25 protein-coding genes and 2 other annotated features are annotated in these 24,194 nt (G+C 43.1%); of the genes, 4 read left to right on the plus strand and 21 right to left on the minus strand.

The window, feature by feature from the left end; genetic code table 11:
• Window positions 1-54: 54 nt before the first annotated feature.
• The 9 genes from AC3ISB_RS19725 to AC3ISB_RS19765 form a co-directional block, all read right to left on the minus strand.
• Window positions 55-504, minus strand: a complete 450-nt coding sequence (locus AC3ISB_RS19725; protein WP_098370079.1) for an ACT domain-containing protein — start codon at window positions 502-504, stop codon at window positions 55-57.
• Between the two features lie 40 nt (window positions 505-544).
• A complete protein-coding gene (obgE, locus tag AC3ISB_RS19730; RefSeq protein ID WP_347942549.1) occupies window positions 545-1,834 on the minus strand; it encodes a GTPase ObgE in 1,290 nt (429 codons plus the stop codon).
• Window positions 1,835-1,882: 48 nt separating this feature from the next.
• Window positions 1,883-2,422 (minus strand): Spo0B domain-containing protein, encoded by a 540-nt coding sequence (locus tag AC3ISB_RS19735; protein ID WP_489273960.1) that lies wholly within the window; start codon window positions 2,420-2,422, stop codon window positions 1,883-1,885.
• A 539-nt stretch (window positions 2,423-2,961) separates the two neighbouring features.
• Entirely contained in the window at window positions 2,962-3,252 is a 291-nt protein-coding gene (rpmA, locus tag AC3ISB_RS19740) for a 50S ribosomal protein L27 (RefSeq protein WP_034308845.1), read from the minus strand.
• Window positions 3,253-3,264: 12 nt separating this feature from the next.
• Window positions 3,265-3,597 carry a ribosomal-processing cysteine protease Prp gene (locus AC3ISB_RS19745; protein WP_328131352.1) on the minus strand — a complete coding sequence of 111 codons (333 nt, stop codon included), beginning with the start codon at window positions 3,595-3,597 and terminating at the stop codon, window positions 3,265-3,267.
• Window positions 3,598-3,610: 13 nt separating this feature from the next.
• Window positions 3,611-3,919: a 50S ribosomal protein L21 gene (rplU, locus tag AC3ISB_RS19750; RefSeq protein WP_034308849.1), complete on the minus strand. Its 309-nt coding sequence runs from the start codon at window positions 3,917-3,919 to the stop codon at window positions 3,611-3,613.
• 13 nt (window positions 3,920-3,932) lie between these two features.
• Window positions 3,933-4,016, minus strand: a sequence feature (ribosomal protein L21 leader region).
• A 75-nt stretch (window positions 4,017-4,091) separates the two neighbouring features.
• Window positions 4,092-5,564: an Rne/Rng family ribonuclease gene (locus AC3ISB_RS19755; protein WP_489276974.1), complete on the minus strand. Its 1,473-nt coding sequence runs from the start codon at window positions 5,562-5,564 to the stop codon at window positions 4,092-4,094.
• A 42-nt stretch (window positions 5,565-5,606) separates the two neighbouring features.
• Window positions 5,607-6,473, minus strand: coding sequence for a M50 family metallopeptidase (locus AC3ISB_RS19760; RefSeq protein WP_098370075.1), 867 nt, complete (start codon window positions 6,471-6,473; stop codon window positions 5,607-5,609).
• The gene (locus AC3ISB_RS19765; RefSeq protein WP_098370074.1) at window positions 6,466-7,215 is read right to left on the minus strand and encodes a M23 family metallopeptidase; all 750 of its coding nucleotides are present in this window, start codon (window positions 7,213-7,215) and stop codon (window positions 6,466-6,468) included. The genes AC3ISB_RS19760 and AC3ISB_RS19765 overlap by 8 nt, the downstream gene beginning before the upstream one ends.
• A 258-nt stretch (window positions 7,216-7,473) precedes the next feature.
• Between AC3ISB_RS19765 and AC3ISB_RS19770 the strand changes: the two genes are divergently transcribed.
• Window positions 7,474-7,917, plus strand: coding sequence for a S1 domain-containing RNA-binding protein (locus tag AC3ISB_RS19770; protein WP_034308861.1), 444 nt, complete (start codon window positions 7,474-7,476; stop codon window positions 7,915-7,917).
• A 129-nt stretch (window positions 7,918-8,046) separates the two neighbouring features.
• Here the strand turns inward: AC3ISB_RS19770 and minD are convergent, their stop codons facing one another.
• The 10 genes from minD to AC3ISB_RS19820 all read right to left on the minus strand — a co-directional run bounded on the left by minD (window position 8,047) and on the right by AC3ISB_RS19820 (window position 17,791).
• Entirely contained in the window at window positions 8,047-8,850 is an 804-nt protein-coding gene (minD, locus tag AC3ISB_RS19775) for a septum site-determining protein MinD (RefSeq protein ID WP_034308862.1), read from the minus strand.
• A 2-nt stretch (window positions 8,851-8,852) separates the two neighbouring features.
• The gene (gene minC, locus AC3ISB_RS19780) at window positions 8,853-9,536 is read right to left on the minus strand and encodes a septum site-determining protein MinC (protein ID WP_063232834.1); all 684 of its coding nucleotides are present in this window, start codon (window positions 9,534-9,536) and stop codon (window positions 8,853-8,855) included.
• Between the two features lie 116 nt (window positions 9,537-9,652).
• Window positions 9,653-10,171: a rod shape-determining protein MreD gene (mreD, locus tag AC3ISB_RS19785; protein WP_098370073.1), complete on the minus strand. Its 519-nt coding sequence runs from the start codon at window positions 10,169-10,171 to the stop codon at window positions 9,653-9,655.
• A complete protein-coding gene (gene mreC / locus AC3ISB_RS19790; RefSeq protein WP_034308869.1) occupies window positions 10,168-11,040 on the minus strand; it encodes a rod shape-determining protein MreC in 873 nt (290 codons plus the stop codon). The genes mreD and mreC overlap by 4 nt, the downstream gene beginning before the upstream one ends.
• 135 nt (window positions 11,041-11,175) lie before the next feature.
• Window positions 11,176-12,195, minus strand: a complete 1,020-nt coding sequence (locus AC3ISB_RS19795) for a rod shape-determining protein (RefSeq protein WP_034308871.1) — start codon at window positions 12,193-12,195, stop codon at window positions 11,176-11,178.
• A gap of 149 nt (window positions 12,196-12,344) precedes the next feature.
• On the minus strand, window positions 12,345-13,019 hold the full coding sequence (radC, locus tag AC3ISB_RS19800) for a RadC family protein (protein ID WP_098370111.1): 675 nt from the start codon (window positions 13,017-13,019) through the stop codon (window positions 12,345-12,347).
• 64 nt (window positions 13,020-13,083) lie between these two features.
• On the minus strand, window positions 13,084-13,653 hold the full coding sequence (locus AC3ISB_RS19805; protein ID WP_489273965.1) for a Maf family protein: 570 nt from the start codon (window positions 13,651-13,653) through the stop codon (window positions 13,084-13,086).
• Between the two features lie 194 nt (window positions 13,654-13,847).
• Entirely contained in the window at window positions 13,848-14,822 is a 975-nt protein-coding gene (locus AC3ISB_RS19810) for a hypothetical protein (protein ID WP_480338559.1), read from the minus strand.
• Window positions 14,823-15,129: 307 nt separating this feature from the next.
• On the minus strand, window positions 15,130-15,882 hold the full coding sequence (locus AC3ISB_RS19815; protein ID WP_489273967.1) for a prepilin peptidase: 753 nt from the start codon (window positions 15,880-15,882) through the stop codon (window positions 15,130-15,132).
• Between the two features lie 619 nt (window positions 15,883-16,501).
• Window positions 16,502-17,791: a bifunctional folylpolyglutamate synthase/dihydrofolate synthase gene (locus tag AC3ISB_RS19820; RefSeq protein ID WP_489273969.1), complete on the minus strand. Its 1,290-nt coding sequence runs from the start codon at window positions 17,789-17,791 to the stop codon at window positions 16,502-16,504.
• A gap of 98 nt (window positions 17,792-17,889) precedes the next feature.
• On the opposite strand from AC3ISB_RS19820, the gene AC3ISB_RS19825 reads away from it, so the two are divergent.
• Window positions 17,890-18,831, plus strand: coding sequence for an ATP-grasp domain-containing protein (locus AC3ISB_RS19825; protein WP_489273971.1), 942 nt, complete (start codon window positions 17,890-17,892; stop codon window positions 18,829-18,831).
• The gene (locus AC3ISB_RS19830) at window positions 18,800-19,642 is read left to right on the plus strand and encodes an ATP-grasp domain-containing protein (protein WP_489273973.1); all 843 of its coding nucleotides are present in this window, start codon (window positions 18,800-18,802) and stop codon (window positions 19,640-19,642) included. The genes AC3ISB_RS19825 and AC3ISB_RS19830 overlap by 32 nt, the downstream gene beginning before the upstream one ends.
• 73 nt (window positions 19,643-19,715) lie before the next feature.
• On the opposite strand, the gene AC3ISB_RS19835 is transcribed toward AC3ISB_RS19830, so the two are convergent.
• The gene (locus AC3ISB_RS19835; RefSeq protein ID WP_076364941.1) at window positions 19,716-22,367 is read right to left on the minus strand and encodes a valine--tRNA ligase; all 2,652 of its coding nucleotides are present in this window, start codon (window positions 22,365-22,367) and stop codon (window positions 19,716-19,718) included.
• 43 nt (window positions 22,368-22,410) lie between these two features.
• Window positions 22,411-22,639, minus strand: a binding site (T-box leader).
• Window positions 22,640-22,866: 227 nt separating this feature from the next.
• On the opposite strand from AC3ISB_RS19835, the gene AC3ISB_RS19840 reads away from it, so the two are divergent.
• The gene (locus AC3ISB_RS19840) at window positions 22,867-23,058 is read left to right on the plus strand and encodes a hypothetical protein (protein WP_098370063.1); all 192 of its coding nucleotides are present in this window, start codon (window positions 22,867-22,869) and stop codon (window positions 23,056-23,058) included.
• A 56-nt stretch (window positions 23,059-23,114) separates the two neighbouring features.
• On the opposite strand, the gene ysxE is transcribed toward AC3ISB_RS19840, so the two are convergent.
• Window positions 23,115-24,182, minus strand: coding sequence for a spore coat protein YsxE (gene ysxE, locus AC3ISB_RS19845; RefSeq protein WP_480338554.1), 1,068 nt, complete (start codon window positions 24,180-24,182; stop codon window positions 23,115-23,117).
• Window positions 24,183-24,194: the final 12 nt, after the last annotated feature.

Here is a 24,194-nt window from a genome sequence, read left to right on the forward strand (position 1 = left end):
AATTTCCTCTTACAAATGAAAACAGCCTGTACATCTGAAATGTACAGGCTGTTTTCATGCGCCGTTACCAATGATTTCGACTTTTTCGACGAACTCCATTTTACGCAGTTTAGTAAGCAGATCATCAATATCCATCGTCATCCCGCCCGTATTAAGGGATAGGGTGACATTTGCACGTCCCTGCAAAGGAATCGTTTGGTGGATGGTCATGATGTTGCAACCGGATGAGGCGACGAGCCGTAAGAGCTCCGATAGAGTACCAGAACGATCTTCGAGATAGAAGAACAGTGTAATCAGCTTTTCCTTAACAACTGTATGAAACGGAAAAACCGTGTCACGGTATTTGTAAAATGCACTCCTGCTTAGGTCCACTCGCTTTACCGCTTCCCAAACTGATTCTGCTTTTCCCCGTTCAATCATTTCTTTTGCATCCAGCGTTTTTTTCATCGCTTCGGGAAGGACATCCTCTCGAACGAGGAAAAACTTCTGATCGGCCTTATTCAAACTTCGCACGCCTCCTTTTGCCTGCCATCATGGTTTACAATCAATCAACAAATTCAAATTCATATTCAAGGATACGGACGATATCGCCATTTGTCGCACCTTTTTGGCGAAGGCCTTCGTCGACTCCGAATGACCGAAGCTGTCTGGCGAAACGACGCACGGACTCATCACGGGTGAAGTCAGTCATTTTGAATAGACGCTCGATCTTGAATCCTGATACGGCAAAACTGCCATCGGGTTCGCGTTCAATGTTAAATTCATCAGACTGTGATGTATGTTTATATAGAACCCGGTGGATTCCAGTATTCTCTTCTTCATGTTCAAGAGGGAACTCAGGCGTCTCTTCGATTTTATCGGCAATTGCATAAAGAAGCTCACGGATCCCATCACGCGTCACGGCAGAAATCGGGAAGACAGGATAGTCTTCTTCCAGCTTTTCTTTGAATGCCGCTAAGTTATCTTCTGAGTCCGGCATATCCATTTTGCTTGCTACAATGATTTGCGGACGTTCAGTCAAGCGCAGGTTATACTCTTCCAACTCTTTATTGATTGTTTGATAGTCTTCATATGGATCTCGGCCTTCAAGACCCGACATATCGATTACATGAACGATTACCCTCGTTCTTTCAATATGGCGCAGGAATTGATGTCCAAGGCCCACACCTTCTGAAGCGCCTTCGATCAGACCAGGTAAATCGGCCATGACGAAGCTGCGGTGATCTTCCGTTTCCACCATTCCCAGGTTCGGTACGATCGTCGTAAAATGGTATTCGGCAATTTTAGGCCTTGCTGCGGATACGACAGAAAGCAACGTGGATTTCCCTACACTTGGGAAACCAACCAAACCGACATCAGCCAATAGTTTCAATTCCATGACTATATCGCGTTCTTGGCCCGGTTCGCCGTTCTCCGCGATTTCAGGTGCAGGATTGGCAGGTGTGGCAAAACGGGAATTTCCCCGGCCTCCGCGGCCACCTTTTGCGATAATGGCGCGTTGCCCGTGCTCAACTAAATCAGCAATGACTTCCTTCGTTTTATCATCAATGACAACCGTGCCTGGTGGAACCTTGATGACCATATCCTTTGCAGCCGCACCATGCATGTTTTTGGACATGCCATGTTCTCCGCGAGGTGCCTTAAAGTGACGTTGATAACGGAAATCCATTAATGTACGCAAGCCCTCTTCCACTTCAAAAACGACATTGGCCCCATTACCGCCATCTCCGCCGGCAGGTCCGCCTTTAGGTATGAATTTCTCACGACGATAAGCAACTATCCCGTTACCACCGTCTCCGCCTTTTACATAGACTTTCGTTTGATCGACAAACATGCTATCACTTCCTTGTTTTCTGCAAGTCATTTCTTGCTGTATACTTCTCTAAAAGTTAATATCCATCTTAAAAAATATTTCATCCTCATTACATTCAAGAATTTCAATTGATTGCTCAGCCGTTAATGAACTTCCCAAAAACTCGATCACTGGTGATTGATCAATGAACCTGCCTTGCATATGAAATGAACAGTGCATATCGCTCACTTCTTTTTTACACAAGGAAACAGCCAGTATATTTTCAAAAAACGGGTCCAGATTCTTATCCAGAATTTTGAAGAAATCGTTTGTCCAGCGATACATCAGCCCGTCCATCTCAGTTGAGCCTTCAAAAACATCAATGATTTCATATTCGCAATAAAAGGATCCATTATTCCAATTCGACGTCAACAGCATCTCGGTGAATTTAGGTAAATTCAAACTGGAAAGGCGTGCTTCATTCTGGGTTTCAACAATGATTTCATCAATGATGCCCTTGACACGATCGATTCTGTTCAACTCCAGATTCCCTTTGATGATTTGAATTTTATTCAGCCAGTCATGCCTGGTTTGACGCAGAGTTTCAATAGTCGTCCAATTTTTATCCATTATTAACACCTTCAATTATGATAAAGAAACTTTTTTTCAGCTCTATCATGTTGAATACTTCCATTTGTACAGTATATCAAAAAAACAACAAACAGGAAATGAAGCTTGATTCACATGCCTTCACATGAAAGCCCCCGTCCAAAAAATACAGCCGCACACCCTGAGTTCTTTGGACGATGGTAGAGCCATTTGAACTAAAAAAGAGAATGGGCCTTATTTATGCACCAATTGGAGATATTATAGTTGAATTGGAGTGTCTATTTGGTTTAACCAAATCGGATGGATGAGTATTCTTGGATTTCCCCCCTGAAAGTTTAAGAAAGCCCGCCTATTGGCGAGCCATTTGTAAGTCAGAGGTTGTTTTCCTTATACTAATGACTAAAGTCTCCTGCAAAATGCTGGTTCGTTCCTATAGTATAAATAAAGGGCCGGACCCCTTCATCACTATATAGCATACCATTATTAAAAATGACGCGGTATATAGTGTCTTGTAGAAGGAATCAGACCCTTTTGAGTCAGCCTCTGTTCAAAGATGCCAATTATGCTTCTTGTGCAACTGGATATACGCTTACTTTTTTACGGTCACGTCCGAAACGTTCGAATTTAACAACACCGTCTACTTTAGCGTATAGAGTATCGTCTCCACCACGGCCTACGTTCTCACCTGGATAGATTTTTGTTCCGCGTTGACGGTAAAGGATAGAACCACCAGAAACGAATTGACCATCTGCACGTTTAGCGCCAAGACGCTTAGATTGAGAGTCACGTCCGTTCTTTGTAGAACCTACTCCTTTTTTCGAAGCGAAGAACTGAAGATTTAATCTTAACATTTGTTCCACCTCCTATTGGTTGAGGATAATTTTCATGTATTTACCATAATCACGTTCGATAGTTTGCAGCGATATGAGCATACTGTTCAAGAGCAGCTGCACCTTTTCTTCGGATTCCGGTGAAAGATTCCCCGGAATAACGCAGCGAAGATAGCCGCCCTCTCTCCCTTGCTCAATCTCAGGCTCTACGTCCGTTAAGGACATGATCGCATTGACTGCCCCGAAGGAAACAGCCGATACACCTGCACAAACGATATCAGAACCTTTTTTAGCAAAATTAGCATGTCCGCTTAAGGTGAACGAAGCAATCCGTTCCTGCGGAGCATCAAATACAACTTTAATCATCTAGAATCAGCCCTTACGCGTTGATTGCTTCGATAACAACTTTTGTGTATGGTTGACGATGACCTTGTTTTTTACGATTGTTCTTTTTCGCTTTGTATTTGAAAACAGTGATTTTCTTTTGCTTACCTTGTTTTTCGACAGTACCTGTTACAGTAGCGCCTTCAACTAGTGGAGCACCGACTTTCACGTCTTCGCCACCTACGAATAAAACTTTGTCAAATGTAACAGTTTCGCCTGCTTCTGCGTTTAATTTTTCAATGTAAACCGCTTCGCCAGCTGCTACTTTAATTTGTTTACCGCCAGTTTCGATAATTGCGTACATACTTGCACCTCCTTAAATGTCTCAGACTCGCCAATCACAGGCGTTTTACCAGAAAGGCAAAAGCTTAAAACCTGTTGTTGAGCGGTTGTAGCACGGGTGCTACAAACATAACATTAAAATCCTAACATGAAACAGGAAAGGCTGTCAATATATTTATTAGAATTCCCGCTCTTCACTCGAAAGCCCTCCCGATTTCCTGAATGCTTCCGAAGCGCTTGATGGAATAGGCATTCCTCGAACCTGGGATAAAAGATAGGTATATCTTTTTAGCGATCAATTCCTCCAGTGTCGGCCGATATGATTCTTTTTCACCAAGCAGCACGTCCGCCACCGCTTTACTGACCTCCACCCAGACTGCTTCATCATCCGTCTTCCTGTGTTCCAGCAGTTCCCGTTCCAACCGGAAGGCCACCGTTTCCGGGCTCTCGATTTTACCGCTTCCACTGCACACCGGGCATGGTACCGACATCATTTCACTTAAAGACGGGGAGGTTCGTTTTCTCGTCATTTGTAAAATGCCCAATTCCGTAAAGCCGATGACCTGGATTCGCTTCTCATCCCTCACCGCTTCCTTTTTGACGATATCGATGATTTCCTGCTCATGCCGTGAATTGTCCATATTGATGAAATCTATCAAGATGATCCCGCTGATATTCCTCAATCTCAGTTGACGGGCGACTTCTTTCGCCGCAGCCTGATTAACCGCAAACAATGTTGCTTCCTTCGCCACCTTGCCGGTGAACTTACCTGAATTGACATCGATTACGGTGAAAGCTTCCGTTTCTTCAAAAATTAAATATCCGCCATTCTCTAGCCAAACGATTTTCTTGGCCATTTTCTCAACTTGCGCTTCGACATTCCATTCGGAAAAAATATTCTTTGGACCCGATACATGGGATATATCCCACTCCTTACGGTTTTCCTGTATCCACTTTTTCAACTCCAGATAAGCCTCGAAATCATCGATGGCAAGTTCCCCGGTCGCCGTTCCCGACATTTCAGAAATGATCATGTCAAGGTATGCGTCCCTCTCATAGAGTATGGACGGGGCTTTAAAGGACGCAGCCTTAACTTCAAGCCCTTTATAGAGCTCCCGCAATCCAGTTAACCTGTCAAGGAATACCGATTCACTTTCGTTCTCCATCGAGGTGCGGACAATCAATCCCTCATCAGGATTTTTATGCTGCAAGGCCGTTTCCCGCCACTGCTTTTGAAGATCATTGTTTTTGAATTTCTTTGAAACACCAACATAATCTATTCCATGTATGTATACGAGGGAATCTGTTGAAAACTCGATCAACCCAGTCAATTTAGCTCCTTTGGTGCCCGTTTCATCCCGAGTCACCTGAACTAGCAGCTTTTCTCCCTGATGGACAAATTGACCGATGGATGTTTTCCCATCACTTTTTTTTGTCAGCTGGAAAGAGGGAATCTCGTCACGGTGTAAAAAACCATTCTTCTCTGCACCATAATCAATGAAGACGGCATCCATTCCCGGTAAAACCTTCGTCACTTTCCCAAGATAAATATTACCGACCGTACTGCGCTTTTGAGGCGGCATGATTTCAAGTTTACGTAAAACACCATTCTCTAGTACAGCCACTCTTTTTTCGCGTGAAGCTAGGTTCGCGATCATTTTTTTCATCAAAAAAAATCCTCTCCTCAATTTGAAGAAAGGATAACATATTTAATAAGAATATAATAGGTCGCCGATTTTCCCGTTTGTCATTTTCTCGGAAAAATAGGCGTGAAGGATTTCCGTTTCATCCAACGAGCCGCTCTCTTTCCCGTTTTTCATGATGATGACGGGGTGTTTACAACCGCGTTGAAACAGTTCCAGCACTTTATAAATCGGTTCTTGTGAATCCACCGAGATTGGCTTCAGTTTCGCTAAATCATTCGTATGCCCGTAATGGCGCTGCAAAAGAAAGCGGATGAAAGCATAATACCTCTGCCGCCATTCCATGACGAGTGAGAGACTTATGAAAAAGATGATGAGCCAGATGTTCAAATTGAGCGGATCCAGAATGATCCAGGTCAAAAAAGCCAGGACAGCGAATACTGCAGAAAAGTGAAGTGTATGTTTCTGCGCTTCCAGAAAGGTGCAGTATAGGGATACACCGATGAATAGCAGCCGTCCCCCGTCCAAGGGCCAAATTGGCAGCAGATTAAAAATCAGCAGCATAAGATTCATATACAAAAAGGGCTGATACAGCTCATATGGAATGATAGAAAAGAAATAGAGCAAAAAAGCTGCACCAATGAGCCAAACATGTTGAAGCGGACCGGCAAGGACCACCGCCAAATCCTCCTTCAAACTCTTATTTCCGTACTCCTCAGTCTCGACAGCCCCGCCAAAAGGAAGCAGCTGGATTGACTTTATCCGCCATTTGAAATGCTGGGCACAGACAGCATGCCCCATTTCATGAATGAAGACGATGAGCAACAGCATCATCACTTCAACGAAATGGGCAGTGAGGATGGCGATGCCAATGACAAACCACAATGTCGGGTGCACCCTGATTTTAAACAGTAATTTCCCATATTCACTCAAAGGAAATCACCTTTTTAGGATCGACGAAAGCATCATTTTCTTTTATCGCCAAATAAAATCTGCCCTTGGATCCATCTTCACTTAGTGTAACCTGTCCGACTTCATTGCCCTTTTTAACGAACTCATACAATTTCACATCAATTCCTTCCAGCTGCCCATACCAAGATTCACTTTTATTGGCATGCTGAATGACGACCGTCTTTCCAATCCCCTCCTTTTCACCGGCAAAAATGACTACCCCTTCATTGACGGCCTCGACCTTTGAGCCTTTGCTCGTTTCCAATATGATTCCCTCACCGTTCGTCTCGAAGTTTTGGGTAATCTTCGCAGAGGCTGGCATTGCATATTCTCCATTCGAATCAACGGTTTCCTTATCGGCTTCATTCGGTAAAAAAGCGATCGGTTTACCAAACGCACTTTCATACCAGTTGGAGATTGAAGCGAATTGAAATTCCTTGTTCATATTCTCCGTGACAAAACTTCTGGCAGGGTCCAGCCTTACAGAAGGGTGTTTGAACATCACAGCGATAATCAAGAACAGGCATACACTGGCAAGGATTTTAAAGAAAAAATATTCTTTCTTGAAGAGCGGATGATCTTTCTCGGAATACCCGTTATATGAATCAATCCCATATGGTTCCTCATTATTGATCTCCGTCCAACTACTGCCACCTGCCGGTTTATCATTGAACTTGCGTCTCTTGGCGATACGATTTCGGATATCTTTCCTGCGATCATCCATTCCAGATTTCCCCCCTGCTCATGTCAAAGCGCTATATTACAACGTATGAGCAACTTGTCCAGACTATGACGGAGAAAAGATTTTCTTTCTTCACATCCCTGAAAAATTTTTTTCCAATGAAAAATCATCCGGAAACTTATGAATTTCCAAGGAGATTCGGTTATTGATTCAGAAAATCGAATAATTGAGATTGATATTGTTCCCCGAAATTTGTTATAATAAAGTGGTTTTAACATTATCGAGGGGGAACATTTTTTTATGTCAATCGAAATAGGCAGCAAAGTACAAGGTAAAGTAACAGGTATCACTAATTTTGGAGCATTCGTAGAATTACCAGGAGGCTCAACAGGTCTTGTGCATATCAGTGAGGTAGCAGATAGCTATGTAAAAGACGTAAATGACCATCTTAAAGTAGGCGACCAAATTGAAGTAAAAGTGATTAGTGAGAAAGACGGAAAAACTGCCTTGTCCATCAAAAAGGCTATAGATAGACCCGAAGGGCAAACCTCTTCTTATACCAAACGCCCACCACGCCAAGGGGATAGCCGTTCTAAAGATTTTCGTTCAAAAGGTAATTTCCAACCAAAGGAAAATTTCGAAGATAAAATGGTTCGCTTTTTAAAGACTAGTGAAGAAAATTTATCGACTCTTAAACGCAGCACCGAGTCAAAACGCGGCGGAAGAGGCGGAAGACGCGGATAACCCGCGCTGCATTTTTAGCATATAGATCAGGCAGGCCAGTATATGGCTTGCCTTTTTTATTTTGCAAGAAGCATAAAAAAAAAGCGAGGGCATCAAATGCTCCCCGCTTCCTGACAAAAGAATATAGATTTACCGCACGCTAAAGAATTTTTTCAATTTGGACATGAAGCCCTTTGGTTCGCTGCCAATTGGAGTCAAGGGCACAGATTCACCAAGGATCCTTCTGGCAATGTTCCGATAGGCAAGCGAAACTCTATTGTCCGGATTATAGGCAATGGGTTCCTTTTTATTCGCTGCCACAATGACTTGGTCATCATCAGGAATAACGCCGATCAAATCAATCTTAAGAAAATCGGCAACTCCATCGATGTCCATTTCTTCATCCTCATGTAGCAAATGGCCGCGAATCCGGTTGATAATCAATTGAGGCGGTTCAATATGCTCTTCTTTTTCAAGCAAGCCAATAATACGGTCTGCATCCCTGACAGCCGGTCTCTCTGCAGTCGTAACGATGATTGCCTTATCTGCACCAGCTATGGCATTCCTGAAGCCCTGTTCAATGCCTGCAGGGCAATCAATGATGACATAATCATAGTCAGGCTTCATATCGCTTATGAGTTTCCTCATCTGCTCTTCATTCACCACTGTTTTATCACTATTTTGTGGAGCTGGAAGCAAATAAAGCAAATCCTCGAAATGTTTATCCTTAATGAGCGCCTGGTGTATCTTACAGCGCCCTTCGACCACATCGACCAAATCATAGATGATGCGATTTTCCAATCCCATGATCACATCCAAATTCCGAAGACCAATATCCGTATCAATCAAGCAAACCTTCTTACCTAGAAGAGCTAAAGATGTTCCTAAATTGGCGGAGGTGGTCGTTTTCCCGACACCACCCTTACCGGATGTTATAACTATTGCCTCTCCCACGATTAGAGACCCCCTTCTAATCTATTTAAATTAGGTCTATATTTCTTTAAGACTTGCAGTTTTTCTATAATGATATTTTCTTCTTCATCCATGAAGGCGCATTCCAAGTCATGTCCCCATTTCGTATATTGGTCAGGAGATAAATTCACTTGTCCGGCAATGCGCAGTTGGGCAGGCTTCATGACAGAGGCTGCTATTATGGCCTCATTATTCCCTTTATAACCGGCATGGGCTATTCCCTTTAGCTGTCCCATGATATATATGTTGCCACCCGCACGAACCGTTCCGTCGGGATTGACATCCCCAATTAAAAGTAAGTCTCCGGGAACTTCAAAAACCTGTCCCGACCTTATGACCTTGGTCACGGTCGTCACTTGGTTTTCATCTTTCCATCGTTTCGCTTCATCCTTCGTCAGGACATTCGAAATCATCTCATCTACGAAAAGCTTCTTCTTTTTATGGATGACCTCTTTAATCTTTTCTTCTTGTTGTTCATCAAGATAGCGGTTCCCTGTATGTACTTTTACGGAAATGGACGGGTCATTTTCTTGAAACTGATAGTTTGCCGAAAGCTTCACTTCTAACTCTTTCAATAATTCGGAAAATGAGCAAGAATCATCGAGATGAAGCATAAACCCGTCTTTTGTTCCCTTAATCATGACATTTTGCTGAATTCTTTTATTCATGACGTTTGTTTCACCTCAATGAAATATAATTCGACATAGGAAAACAAATTTCCTTTTTCTACGTACACGGAAAAGAGAAAATACATTTCCCACCTGCTTCTTAAGACACAGGAACGTTATTCCGTTTCTCTTTGCAAATCAAGCTTTTCAATCATTCTCTTTAAAGGATAGCAGCTGATGATAATGAACGCTAGATTCAATAATAATGTCGGAATCAATCTCCGTTCCGCAAATTCACCAAATCCCATATCTGCAAAAGATAGGATGATATTCATCTGAAAAATGACGACCTCTAAAACTGCCGTGAATAAAAGCGCAGTAAGGCAGGCAATCAAAATATTATTTTGCAGGATTTTCATGCTTTTCGATATCAGATAGGCAAGAAAAGGCAGCAGGAACATGTAAGTCCCAAGGATTTCCGTATATACAACATCATAAGTCAACCCAAGAATCGCCCCATAAAGCATACCCATTTTCCTGGACCCGTACATGGTCAGGAAAAAAACGAAAATCATCATGAAATGGGGCACGAGGATTTTATCGGACCCGAATGCATCTCCAGCGAACATCTGGGCGAAGATGCTTTCAAAAACAAAAAAAACCAAGGCTATAAAAGAAAGGATGAAATATCTCACTCAGCTTCATCCTCCCCTTCACTTTCTTTCGGTACACCGTCCACTTCGCGCTGAACGACCATAACATTATTAATATCATAAAAATCCGTCGAAGGTTCAATATATGCGGTCTGGTTCAATCCATATTGATCCACTTTGACATCGACAACTTTCCCGATCAGCAGACCTTTCGGAAAGATCCCTCCATAACCGGATGTGATGACCAATGAATTTTTCTTGATCTTTTTATCATATGGAATTCGTTTCATCAGCAAAAGGTTCTTTTTATCATCGAATCCTTCAATCAAGCCATATGCTTTATCATCACCTTGAACGATGGCTGAGACACGGTTGGCTTTATCGATCGAACTTAAAAGTTGAACCGAGGCCGTGAAATCCGTCGCTGATTTCACCTTACCGACTAACCCATTGGACGTGATGACTGCCATATTTTTTTCTACCCCATTACGCTTCCCTTTATTGATCGTCAGCATTTCATGCCAGCGGTCAGGATTACGTCCAATGACCGTCGCCTGAGTGGGCGAATACTTCCGCAGGTCATCTTCTTTTTTGAGGTTATCGCGAAGTTCTTCATTTTCTTCCTTTAAATCTTGGACTTGGGTTTTCAATAATACGTATTCATCCAAGCGGGCTTTCAATTTTTTGTTTTCATCGTATGTATGTTGAAGGTCTTTTAAGCCCCCTACAAAACCTGTTATACCCGATACTGGCTTATTAAACACATTTCCTACCCAGCCAGTCGTATCTTTCAGGAATTGCTCCGGCCAAGTCAACTCTTCTCTCTCCCTTAATGAAAAACCGATCAATGCCACGAGAACGATAATACTAACGAGCAAGAGAAGGAGCTTTTTATTAAAAAACTGTGGCATGGTGATTACACCTCTATCTAAAATTTACTCTATTGTCTTAAAATTACACTTTGATTTAATTAAACTGCAAAACATAAGAAAAACCGGCTCAAAATTGCACCTTTTGTTGAGCCGGCCCTATTTGAGAAGTAATGCTTATCGCGAATCTCTTGATTTAGTCTTGAATAAATGAATGTGGTCAAGCGCTTTTCCCGTTCCGATTGCAACACAATCCAGCGGATTTTCAGCGATGATCACCGGCATTTGCGTTTCTTCACTGATGACTTTATCCAGATTGCGCAGCAAAGCACCCCCGCCTGTCAATACAATGCCTCTGTCCATGATGTCAGCGGCTAATTCAGGTGGTGTTTTCTCTAAAGTGTTTTTCACGGAATCCACAATTGCAGAAACTGTGTCGCTTAATGCTTTGGATATTTCCTCAGCTGTGATTTCGATCGTTTTCGGTAATCCAGTCAATAGGTCACGTCCGCGAATTTCCATGTTTTCTACGCCTTCCGTGTCTCCAGCAGAACCAATTTCCATTTTGATCGCTTCAGCAGTCCGCTCACCGATCATCAAATTGTAGTTCTTACGGATATAAACGATAATGGCATCATCCATTTCGTCACCGGCAATACGGATCGATTGGCTTGTAACGATTCCGCCAAGGGAAATGATTGCCACTTCCGTCGTTCCTCCGCCGATATCAACGACCATGCTTCCTGTAGGCTCCCAAACCGGAAGGTCTGCACCGATTGCTGCTGCAAACGGTTCTTCGATAGGATATGCGTCACGGGCTCCTGCTTGTCTAGCTGCATCGATGACTGCACGCTGCTCAACTGCCGTAATTCCAGAAGGCACACAAATCATGACATATGGCTTGTTGCCGAATACGCCCTTCTTTTGAGCTTCCTTCATATAGTACTTCATCATGGTAGCCGTCGTTTCATAATCAGCAATTACTCCATCCTTCATCGGGCGAAGGGCTACCACGTTACCAGGTGTACGGCCGATCATGTTTTTCGCATCGTTTCCGACTGCAACGATTTGCTTTGTATCTGTTTGCACAGCTACAACCGATGGTTCACGTACAGCGATACCTTTTCCTTTTACATAAACAAGCGTATTCGCCGTTCCTAAATCAATCCCTATATCTCTAGCGCCAATTCCAAACATTATGGTATCTCCCTTTCGTAAACAAAAATGCCTTTTTATAAGTTCAAATAATAATTTGTCGTTTTTTGACAATAAGACCCTTTGAAAAAGTTTCCTCTTTTAAAAATCATAAACAATATTATATCGTATCGTCAAAAATTTTGATAGTGTCATAAATAACCTTTTTCCTTCAAACTAACATATTTATGTTCCCCGATAATGATGTGGTCCAATATTTCAATCCCGATTATTTTACCACATTCGACTAACCTTTTCGTCACTTCAATATCTTCTCTGCTGGGAGAGGGGTCTCCGGAGGGGTGGTTATGAAGACAGATGATAGAGGCAGCGGACCTTTTGAAAGCCTCTTTAAAAACCTCGCGCGGATGCACGATCGAGGCATTGAGGCTGCCGATGAATACCGTAGTTTTTTGAAGCACTTGATTTTTCGTATTTAAATAGAGACAGACGAAATGTTCCTGTGATAAAAACCGCATTTCTTCCATGCAATAATTGGCTCCATCTTCAGGAGATCGAATCACATAACGGTCTTGATCATTCAAATTGTTAATTCTCCTGCCAAGTTCGACAGAGGCCAGGATTTGAATCGCTTTTGCTTCACCAATCCCTTTGATCACGGTCAGTTCTTCCACAGAGGCTTCTTTTAGCAAGCGCAGGCCCTTGAAGGAATTGATGAGCCTGCCGGATAGTTGCAGGACTGATTCCTCCCTTGACCCCGTCCTGAGTAGCAAAGCAAGCAATTCCTGATTGGAGAGACTTTGCGGCCCGTCCTGCAGAAACCTTTCGCGCGGCCTCTCTTCTTTCGGGTAATCCCGTATTAACATTTTTTCGCTCAAAAGATCAACCCTTCCTTAGAAAAGGGAAGATGCCAGACGAAATCAAATTATCTTATCCTAACTCTTCCTGCATCGCTTTAAGTTCCCGGGCCAGTCTTGAGACCGGAAGCCCAACGACTGAGAAATAGTCCCCTTTGATTTGTTCGACAAGAAGAGATCCGTATCCTTGAATCCCATAGCCGCCAGCTTTGTCAAAGGGTTCACCGCTATCCAGATAACGTTCGATTTCAGCTTCTGGCAGCTCCCAAAATGTCACTTCCGTTTTTTCTGCGAATACTCTGCGATGCTTGCCGAATAGGATGGCGACACCTGTGTATACTTCATGTGTCCGTCCTGATAACTTTTCCAGCATTCTTTTTCCATCCGCCCGGCTTGTCGGCTTACCCAATATCTCACCATCAAGGACAACAACGGTATCCGAGCCGATCACCCAGCTTTCCTGAAATTTTGCTGCGATGGCTTCCGCTTTACGGGAGGCCAGTTCTTTCACCGCTGCATCAGGACACATGTTTTCATCAATACTTTCATCGACATTGGAATTCATGCTTTCAAAGGGGATTTGAAGAAATTGTAGAAGTTCTTTACGACGTGGTGATGAAGAAGCTAAAATCAATGGATGCATAATATAAAAGTCACCTTTCTTTACATAGGGAGATACAATATCTATCCTACCAAATTATGTTGCAATCCACAATTATTGTTTACTAGGAATCGACAAATGCCTGTAAGTATTTCCCGGAAAATAAAAAAGGTGTCACAGATGGTTTCATATTGGGGAGCTTGTCCCATTAGGCAGCTCCCCTTTTTTTTCTTTACTTAACTCGATATGTTTTGGAAATTCAATAAAAAATCAAGCAGACTTTCTTGAGCCTGGAATAGCTTTTCTTCATTTTTGGAAGTCCCATATTCGTCAATCGACTTTGCGGCAGCAGTCAGGTCATCGTTCATTTTCGAAAACTCCGGCGATAATTTCACCGTCTTCAGTTCATCCATGTTTTTTTTCAGGGTTTCTTCGTTTACCATCCCTCCCTTTCCACGAAGCTTTGTTGCGGATGTTTCTGCCAACGAAGCGTATATCGCCTTCATCTTATCGAGGGTTTTCTCATCTTCCTGGCTTGTCCCGGCCGCTTCAAAATTGATTTCCTTCCAATATACGTCCACATCATAGGACTTTAAGAACAAGGCCAGCTCCTTACTTGCAGCTAGACTCTCTGCCGTTCCCAAGAATAGATAATAGCTGTCTTCCAATTTGAAAATTTCAGCAGGAACCTGCTTTTCAATGATTTTCTTTTGTATTTGCCTTGCTGCATCCTCGCTGCTGAATACTCCTCCCTGTACAAGGAATGTCTTCAGCTGGTTTCCTGGTTCAGTCACTGCCGCTTTTTTATCCTCAACAGTGGCTTCCGTTGGAATCGGGGTCTCGACCGAAGATACTTCTGCTTTTTCCTTTGTAATCGTTTTAACGGCGATCAAGCCAAGAATCGACCCAAAAAAGACGGCACAAATGACAGCGATCATGAATGTCTTGATCGGTCTGTTATCCGAGCTTTTCAGCGAACTGGTGCCAAAACCGATGAACTTCGGCATTTTCTTCTTCGGCGGTGAGGGAACCAATACGATTTTGTTTTCGTTTGAATCCTCAGGGAGTATCCATTCGAAACTCTCATCAGTGTGTTCCTGCCCCTGCTCCTTACTCGCCGCCTCTTGACTTTCAATCTTTTTATCTGGAAATACTTTTTCTTCCCCATTTATTTTAATCGTTACACCCTTGCTTTGTTCCGGCTTGCCCAATTTTTTTCCTCCCCTCCAGATCATTTTGTTCATCCTAACATAGAGGTAAAAAAAAATAACAAGACTTTTGTCGTCTTGTCATTAATAGGTTTCGTCAAATTTCCCTATTCATATATGGGTAACTAAACAAGGTTTCCAGGTACTGGTACTTCTGGTTCATGAACCATTCAATATCACCTCTCACCAATTACATACATTCCTCTTTCATGTAATCTTCACTTGCAGCCATTTGGGGATAGTTCCCAACTCCGCTATTATTCAGGTGATTTTTGACAAATTCCTCTTGCATGAGGATGGCCCTTTAAACTCATCTTAAAAAGGTTACATACCAATGTAAAAGGACATCGCCCCAAAAATAAGCAGTCAATGTCCCAAAAACGATATAAGGTCCGAAAGGAATAAGTGTTTTCTTTTTTAGGATTCCGGTCAGCAACCCGATGATGCCAAGGAACGCCCCATAAAAGCACGCAAAAAGAAACGATAATAGCACCATCTTCATTCCCAGTACAAAACCAATCACTGCAAATAGCTTGATATCACCACCACCCATGCCACCCTTACTCACGACAGCAATCAATAACAGCAGGCTAAAGCCAACCGTTGCCCCGACAATTGAATCCCACCAGGGCGACAGCGGAAATGGGACTCTTAGAACGATAAAAATCACCGTAAAGAAAAGCAGTATTTTATCAGGAATGAGCATATAGGCGACATCAGTCACGAAGATGATCATAAATAATGAAATCAATGTCCAGCCAATCAAGAGTTCGTTCGACCAGCCAAGGAATATGGGAGCAGAGGTAAACAAAACACCGGTCAGCATTTCCACTGCCGGATAAAGGGGTGAAATCCTTGTTTTACAGCCACGGCATTTCCCTTCTTGCAACATATAAGAAATAACCGGTATCAACTCGAAGAATGTCAATGTACGCCCGCAAGAAGGGCAGGCGGAGCGACGATTAGCAAATGAATGACTAGCTGGAACACTTAAACCGACAACGTTGAAGAATGAGCCTAAAATTAAGCCCAAAACGAAGAGATAGATATGGATAACCATCATTTATACATAGTGCATGAGGATTCGATTGCCTTTCTTTGAAACCCTAATATAAAAGTCCCTTCCGCTATGTAATAATCACTTAGGTTCTTCATGATTATCATTCCTTCCGTTATTTTATTAAGTAGATCCTACTATTCACCAGTCAAATAGAATCAATATATAAACATATTTTAACAAATATACTTGGTGATTTGTTATCAATCACTCTATTAGAGTTTTTTCTTTTCAAGAGACTCTGTTTACAATAGAAAAGGACCTTTGAAAAGATCCCTTTCCCAGACTGTAGACAAACTCGATGAAAACCGAGTTTGTCTACAGTTTCTTTAGGCGTTTGTGCAATTTGAACGTTGATTGGAACGTGAGGCACTCGCTTTCCGCGGGCGGTCCGTGAGCCTCCTCGGCGCCTTTGCGCCTGCGGGGTCTCCCCTGGACTCGCTGTTCTAAGCAGGAGTCTCGAACACCCGCTCCAATCAACTTTGTTTTAACTTATAGATAGAATCCTTTTGCCTAAAGTCTTTATTGTTTTAAAAATAGAATTAATAAAACTTGAGGTGAAGAGGATGCTTTCTAAATATGCATTCGGGAAAATTAATTAGTCCGCCGGTAAAGACACCTCCCTTTAGGCATCTTCTCTGATCAGGAACTCCCTCACAAGTGAAAGGAAATGAAGGGACCCTGTGATGACAAGAATCTCTTTTTCCCCTGTTTTCCTTCTGCCTTCCGTTATTGCCGCCTGCCAATCCCTGTTTATCCTTTTATTTGGATGACTGCACTTTTCATAAAGCGTTTTCGCATCCGCCGCCCGTTCATGGTCGAATTCGGTAATGATGATTTCCATCGCTTCCGTTTCCAGTCCATGAAGCATCTCGGAATAATTTTTATCTTTAAATGAACTGAATACGAATCGGTACTTATAGTCGGGGTAATGCACTTTTAGCGTTTCCTTCAGTACGTCGATGCCGGCAGGATTATGTGCACCATCAATGATCACCAACGGCCCATCCGATATTTTTTCAAAGCGGCCATCCCATTTCGCTTCCCCTATTCCTTTAAGTATGCTTTTTTCATCGATATTTTCCATTCCTAATGTGACAGCAGCAATGGCCAGTGCCGCATTCTCCATTTGATGACGGCCTAACATCCGCATTTCCACATTTTCTATGGACCTGTCTGCAAGCGAAAAGGAGAAACTTTGCCCACGTTCACTTTGCTTTATTTTGCCTACATGAAAGTCTTTGCCTAATTGGTAATAAGGTACGCCTAATGACGACGCTTTTTCTTCAATTACTTTTGCTGGTTCCCCGGCTGTGACTCCGCTAATGATCGGCGCCCCGCTTTTAATGATGCCCGCCTTCTCAAAAGCAATTTCCCCAAGTGTGTTTCCCAGGATGTTCGTATGTTCCAAAGAAATCGAGGTAATGATCGAAAGAAACGGCTGGATGACATTCGTTGTATCGAGCCTTCCTCCCAAACCGGTTTCCATCAAAACCAAATCCACTTCCTTTTGGCTAAAATAAGAGAATGCCATCGCAGTCAAAATTTCGAACTGAGTGGGACCATTCCCCTTACTGTCCATCTCTTGGATGATCGGCCAAAGCTCCTGGAAGACAGCGATAAAATCCTTATCACTGATTTCATCCTCATTTATCTTCAGCTGCTCATTCATCCGTATTAAATAAGGAGAAGTGAAGGAAGCGACCCGAATGCCTTGGGCAAGCAGGATTTCTTTAATATATTGCAGTGTTGATCCTTTCCCGTTGGATCCTGCAATGTGAATATACTTTAGCGCCTTGTGCGGGTCACCTAATTCAGTTAACAATGCTTCCATCCGTGATAGGCCAAAATTCATGCCCAATTGAACTTGGCGCCGTTCAAAAAAATGATTGATTTCTTTCATGGTTGTGACCATAATCGTTGAGCCTCCTCTTTCTTTATACCGCTCTTATGCGTTAAGATTATTTTATCAATATATGAACGATTAACCTAGATGAAAGGTAGTGTTTTACTATGAAACCTTCAGATTTCCACTGTTGGATTGTCGTTAACGGCTATTTACAGCATGATAAGTTTTCCAGTTTGGCTTTGTTCATTAAAGAGGCGGCTGAAAGGAAAGATATCATGGCAACCCTTATCCGCAATTCAGATCTCATTCCCATTATCGAAAAAGGAGTGCCACTGCTTAAAGGTGCCTTTGATAAGCTGCCTGATTTTGTCCTGTTCATGGATAAAGACATTCATTTGGCGCGCCATTTGGAATTGCTCGGCATCCCCGTATATAACAGCAGTACAGCGATCGATATTTGCGACAGCAAAGCAAAAACACATCAAGCATTGACCGGGCATGGTATACCGATGCCGAAAACCATATTTCCCCCTTTTACGTACGAAGGGATTGAAAGAGTCAATATGGATGCTTTCATACAAATCGGCAATGAACTTGGGTATCCCCTTATCGTTAAGGAAGCATACGGTTCATTTGGGGAACAAGTATATTTAATCCAAACAGAGGATGAGTTACTAAAGACGATCCATAATCTTGGCCACAAACTATTTATCCTCCAGGAATTCATCAAGCACAGCAAAGGTCGGGATATTCGTGTGAATGTCGTGGGCAATCAAGTCATAGCAGCGATGCAACGCCATTCCGAGCAAGACTTCCGAGCTAATATGACTGCCGGGGGGCAGGCTGCACCATATATACCCACCAGTGAAGAAGCACAACTTGCCATCCGATGTGCACAAATACTGGGTGCCGACTTCGCTGGCGTCGATTTGTTATTCGGTGAAGAAGGTCCGCTTTTGTGCGAAGTGAATTCGAATTCGCATTTACTGAATATTTATGATTGTACAGGCATCAACATCGCTGATAGCATGTTCGATTATATCTTGAAAGAATTAGGAAAAGGAAGTGCATCTGATGAAAAAACAAGCAGGCTGGTTGATTTATAACCGTGAGGATGCCTTGAAAAATAAGGGATACATAGAATGGATGCTTGACGAAGCAAGTAAGCTTGATCTTGATTTACACTTTCACTTTCGGGAAGACCTTAGGATCGGTCATCGTTTCAACGAGTTGTACGTGGAACATGGGACACAGCCAATTTCATTGCCGAACTTTGCTATCGTCCGGACCATCGACCCTTTTTTTACAAAGCAACTTGAGCAACTGGGGATTGCTTGCTTTAACTCCTCCTTCGTATCGGAAATCGCGAATGACAAAGCAAAGACTCATCAATATTTGTCCTCGCTCGGGATTCCAATGGCCGATACCGTATATTGTAACGGGAGGCCGAGTGCCGATGACATGGAGTTCCCTTTCATTGCTAAGGAAACACGTGGCCGCGGCGGGAAGCAAGTATATTTAATCGAGCATGCCGATGATCTTGCCGAACTGTATGATGGAAATTGGATAGTCCAAAAACCTGGCTTATTCGGTAGGGATATCCGCGTCTTCGTGGTTGGGAAAAAAGTGAAGGCTGCTGTACTTAGGGAATCCGCTTCCAGTTTCAAGGCAAATTATACGCTGGGCGGATCGGCTTCTCTATATGAGCTGACTGCTTCTGAATTAGCCCTTGTTGAAAGAGTAATGAGGTCATTTGATTTTGGCCTGGTCGGTATCGATTTCATATTTGCGGAAGATGGCAGCCTCATGCTCAACGAAATAGAGGATGTCGTCGGCAGCCGGACATTAAGTGCACTAAGTGATATGAATATCGTACGGGAATACCTTACATTCATAAAAGAAAGAATATCATCCTAACGGAATATTTTTCTTAAATAGCGTTTAAACACAAAAAGGATGAACCAGCTTCAAGCTGGTTCATCCTTTTGTTTTATAGTTGTTTCAGTTCGCTGATCCTGTGGATTACAGAGTCGCGTTTTTCGCTATAGTCTTTTTCCTTGGCACGTTCTTCTTCGATGACGCTTGCCGGCGCCTTTTTAACGAAGCCCTCGTTGCCCAATTTTTTCTGTACGCGCTCAACTTCTTTATTAAGTTTGTCGAGTTCTTTTTCAAGACGTTTCACTTCTTCGTCAATATTGATCAGTCCTGTAAGCGGAAGGATTAGCTCTACGCCAGTTACGACAGCTGTCATGGCTTGAGCAGGTTCTTCGACTTCGATTCCGATCGTCAATTGTTCAGGATTACAGAAACGCTCGATATAGCTGCTGTTTTTCTGTAATGTCCCTAAGATGGACTCATCTTTCGCTTTTAAGATCAAATTGATTTTTTTGCTTAGCGGTGTGTTCACCTCAGCACGGATATTACGGACGGAGCGGATGATTTCAACCAGCAGCTTCATTTCCTCGGCTGCAGCTGTATCCGTCAACCCTTCATTCACTTCCGGCCAAGCGGCAACAGTGATGGACTCACCTTGATGCGGTAGGTTCTGCCAGATTTCTTCGGTAATGAATGGCATGAACGGGTGTAACAATCTCATCGTGTTATCCAGTACATAAGCCAAGATCGAGCGCGTCGTTTTCTTAGCTGCTTCGTCTTCGCCATATAGCGGAAGCTTCGCCATTTCAATATACCAGTCACAAAAATCATCCCAAATGAAGTTGTAAAGCACACGGCCCACTTCACCAAACTCATAACGGTCCGCAAGTCTGGTTACGTTTGAAATCGTTTCATTCAAACGCGTCAAGATCCATTTATCAGCTACAGACTTCTCACCGCTTAAATCGATTTCGTCATAAGTCATGCCGTTCATGTTCATCAAAGCAAAACGAGATGCGTTCCAAATCTTATTGGAGAAGTTCCAAACCGCTTCCACTTTTTCCGTGCTATAACGAAGGTCCTGGCCTGGCGAGCTGCCCGTGGATAAGAAGTAACGCAGCGAATCGGCACCGTATTGATCGATTACATCCATCGGATCGACACCATTGCCAAGCGATTTACTCATCTTGCGCCCCTGTTCGTCACGAACCAGACCGTGGATCAGCACATCTTCAAATGGACGTTCACCTGTGAACTCAAGAGCTTGGAAAATCATCCGCGATACCCAGAAGAAAATGATATCATAGCCTGTCACAAGTGCCCCGGTTGGATAGTAGCGTTGGAAATCGACACTGTCCTTGTCAGGCCAGCCCATAGTCGAGAACGGCCATAATGCCGAGCTGAACCATGTATCAAGAACATCTGTATCTTGTTCCCAGTTTTCAGCGTCCGCAGGCTCTTCGTGACCTACATACACTTCACCTGTTTCTTTATGGTACCAGGCTGGAATGCGGTGACCCCACCAAAGCTGACGGGAAATGCACCAGTCACGGATATTTTCCATCCAATGCAGGTACGTTTTTTCGAAACGGTCCGGTACGAAATGAACTTTTTCCTCATCGGTTCCTTTTTGAAGCTCAACGGATGCATCAGCCAACGGCTGCATTTTAACGAACCATTGAGTCGAAAGATATGGTTCAACAACAGCACCGCTTCTCTCTGAATGGCCGACTGAGTGAAGGTGATCTTCGATTTTGAAAAGTACTCCTTCTTCCTGAAGGTCCTTGACGATTTGTTTCCGGCATTCAAAACGGTCCATGCCTTCATATTTACCAGCCTTTTCATTCATCGAGCCATCTTCATGCATGACAAGGATGCGTTCCAAATCGTGACGGTTCCCGATTTCGAAGTCATTCGGATCATGGGCCGGAGTAATTTTGACCGCGCCTGAACCGAATTCCATATCGACATAATCATCACCGACAATCGGGATTTCCCGGCCTGTAATTGGCAAGCGGACCATTTTGCCGATCAAGTGTTTATAACGGTCATCTTCAGGGTGAACAGCAACAGCAGTATCGCCAAGCATCGTTTCTGGACGGGTGGTGGCAATTTCAATTTCACCTGATCCGTCAACCAAAGGATATTTCATATGGTAAAATGCGCCCTGTACATCTTTGTAAATAACCTCGATATCGGATAACGCCGTTTTCGTTGATGGATCCCAGTTGATGATGTATTCGCCGCGATAAATCAAGCCCTTGTTATAAAGCGAAACGAACACTTCGCGCACAGCTTTTGAAAGCCCTTCATCAAGAGTGAAGCGTTCACGTGTATAATCAAGTCCAAGACCGAGCTTTGACCATTGTTCACGGATATGGCTCGCATATTCCTCTTTCCATTTCCATGTCTCTTCGACGAATTTTTCTCGCCCAAGGTCATAACGGCTCACGCCTTCAGCACGAAGTTTCTGTTCTACTTTCGCTTGAGTGGCGATACCGGCATGGTCCATGCCCGGTAACCATAAAACGTCATAGCCTTGCATCCTCTTCATGCGTGTCAATATATCTTGAAGCGTCGTATCCCAAGCGTGGCCAAGATGAAGCTTACCTGTCACGTTAGGCGGCGGGATGACAATCGTATATGGTTCTTTTTTATCGTCACCCGTCGTTTCGAAAAACTTTCCATCAAGCCACCATTTGTAGCGGCCTTTCTCTATCGTCTGCGGATCATATTTAGTCGGCATAGAAATTTGGTTCTCTTCCATAACATTTCCTCCTTTTTGGGCATAAAAAAAACTTCCATCATCACAAAAGGACGAAGGAAGTTGTTCGCGGTGCCACCTTTTTTCCGAAAAAGAAAAAAATCTCTTTCGGCTCTCAAATCGGATAACGGCTCTTCACCGGCCTTCGCTACTAAGAGGTTCACGAAGACTGCTCGCGGACGACTTCGGATGCTGCTGCCTGGAAACCTCGCACCAATTTGGTTTCCTCTCTGAAAAGTGCATTTCATCTTACTATTTCCGGTCTTTGCATTGATTTATATTCATATGTAAAATCATTGAATGCATATAGTATATAGTACAAAAAACATGGGGCTCCAGTCAATCATCTTTTCGCTTACTTTCTCAGTAATCATCCCATTTGATACAATTCATGTTCATTTTCTTTATTTTATCCTCCAGGAACAGTGAATGTGACGGCTGTTTCACCTTTTCCACTGCCCACCCATAGAATATAAGAAGTCCTAAAAAGGAAGGTAATAATATGAAGCGAAGATATACTCCCTATACTTTACCGCCTTGGGTGAAGAAATTCCGCGGTGTCTGCCAGCAGTTCATCTTCCCCTTTATTGTGTTCCAAGGATTACGTACGCTGATTTTCCCGACTTTTTTCGATATGCTCTTGCTAATCGCCTTTATTTTCCTGGCCATGTCTTTGTATTTCGACTGGATTTAAGTATTCCCTTACAGCAAAAAAATATACATGACTGGAGATGATCCAATCATGTATATTTAGCTTGGGGGTGATTGTTCTTTGGCAGCATCGGCAGCAGCCTTTTTCTGCTGTTCGATTTCTTCGATTTTCATCACCATATATTCAATATTTTTCAAAAGCCAAAATTGCCGCTGCAATTGTGTAACATTATCAAGCTCTGAACGATGACCCCTGCCGTCGGAGTAACCCTTCACTAATTCCAAAGCTGACCCAGGGAATGCCAGATAGCTTTGCATGAGCAGCAATTCTTCTTCTTTCAACGGAAAATAACGAAAATAGTTATATAGCCAGTCAACGCAGTCATCGCATTGGACAGGATAGGTCCTGGCCGATTTAACGAGAAATGGCAGTAAATCGAAATGCGGCGGAGCCGTATTCGAATTCTCAAAATTGATGAAGTAGCCATAACCCCGCTCATCATAAACAAAATGCTTCATGGAAACCTTTCCGTGCGTGACCACGGTTCGAACCTTTTCACTATCCTTCGTTTTTTCATACCAGGTTTCAAACTTCTTGATCGAGTACTTCAGCGCCTGTGAAATATCAGTGTAGAAAGAACAAACCGTCAGTTCGAATGGAGACATATACCACTTCTTTTCACAGCTGACAATATACTCATCGATAAAGTCCTTCTCGTTATTCCAGGCATCAAGCGTCCGCTCATAATGGGCTTCCCGTTCCTCGATATCCACTTGTATTTCCTTAACGGAAAGTGTATGCATCCGAGCAAGCTCCCTGAACATTTGCTTATGATTTTCATCGCGCTCCCCGTCCCTTTCATTATTGAGCCAGGGCATCAGGTAATACAAACGTCCATTATGAAGAACGGCGTAACGCTGATCCATCGTTTGATAAATGGGAACGATCCGGTTATAGCCTCGATGGTACAATTTTTGAACATTTTTGATAAAATCAATGCCGTTCTGCGGTAACATGGATTTCAAGGCAAATGTACCGCGATCACTGTATATTTTTTTTACACGTCCGAAGTCCTCAATATATTGTACATACATGGCATATTCCTTCAATACGGTCTCCGTGTCCCGATCCCGATTGGCAGGCTGCTGATTCTCGTTTTCCCTCACGAGACTCACTCA

Source organism: Peribacillus sp. GL_122, from assembly GCF_057835005.1.